This window comes from Vibrio mexicanus (assembly GCF_001012815.1).
GTDB classification, from domain to species: Bacteria; Pseudomonadota; Gammaproteobacteria; order Enterobacterales; family Vibrionaceae; genus Vibrio; species Vibrio mexicanus.
In genome coordinates, this window is record NZ_JYJP01000048.1 from 1 (window position 1) to 282 (window position 282).

Here is a 282-nt window from a genome sequence, read left to right on the forward strand (position 1 = left end):
ATCATAAAACCTAGCGAAGGTCATCGGTTCAATCCGGCCTAAGCACCCAATTCTCATATGAGAATATGCGACACTAGCTCAGTTGGTAGAGCGCAACCTTGCCAAGGTTGAGGTCACGAGTTCGAACCTCGTGTGTCGCTCCAAATTGATAGCTCTCATTGTGCTTAACAGTGAAGCAGCAACACTAGCTCATTTTATTGAGCGCAACCTTACCAAGGTTGAGGTCACGCCTTTTTGTTTATGAATAGGGAACCTCGTGTGTCGCTCCAAATAAAAAAGCTT

The 282-nt window shown here is 45.4% G+C and carries 1 tRNA gene; it reads left to right on the top strand.

The features are described 5' to 3' along the window. Positions 1-67 precede the first annotated feature (67 nt). Positions 68-143 (top strand) — tRNA-Gly (locus tag UA76_RS07350). Positions 144-282: the final 139 nt, after the last annotated feature.